Consider the following 572-nt stretch of genomic DNA (forward strand, 5'->3'; position numbering starts at 1 on the left):
GTGCTTAGCACCTTCAGCTGGAGAAAGAGAATTTAAACGCACTCTATTATTCCTCCACTTTAACCATATATGACACTTGATTAATCATACCGCGAACTGCCGGAGTATCGATTAATTCAACTGTATGACGAATATGACGAAGACCTAAACCTTTTAACGTTGCTTTATGTTTCGGTAAACGAGCAATAGAGCTACGAGTTTGAGTTACTTTAATTGTTTTTGCCATATTCAATTACCCCAAAATTTCTTCAACGGTTTTACCACGTTTAGCAGCAACCATTTCAGGTGATTTCATATTTGCAAGCGCATCGATTGTTGCGCGAACAACGTTAATTGGGTTGGTTGAACCGTATGCTTTAGAAAGAACGTTACGAACACCCGCCACTTCTAACACAGCACGCATCGCACCACCGGCGATGATACCAGTACCTTCGCTAGCCGGTTGCATGAATACGCGTGAACCAGTGTGTGAACCTTTAACAGGATGTTGTAATGTACCTTCGTTTAAAGCTACGTTAATCATATTGCGACGAGCTTTTTCCATCGCTTTTTGGATCGCTGCTGGAACTAGA

The 572-nt window shown here is 41.8% G+C and carries 2 protein-coding genes; both read right to left on the minus strand.

Annotated features, from left to right (window positions below; genetic code table 11):
- Positions 1-46: 46 nt before the first annotated feature.
- Positions 47-226, minus strand: a complete 180-nt coding sequence (rpmD, locus tag C9J87_RS19440) for a 50S ribosomal protein L30 (protein WP_005599315.1) — start codon at positions 224-226, stop codon at positions 47-49.
- 6 nt (positions 227-232) lie between these two features.
- A partial coding sequence (locus C9J87_RS19445) for a 30S ribosomal protein S5 (protein WP_107706370.1) occupies positions 233-572 on the minus strand: 340 nt, incomplete at its 5' end.

The sequence above is a fragment of the Nocardioides allogilvus genome (genome assembly GCF_003047285.1).
Taxonomy (GTDB): Bacteria; Actinomycetota; Actinomycetes; order Propionibacteriales; family Nocardioidaceae; genus Nocardioides; species Nocardioides allogilvus.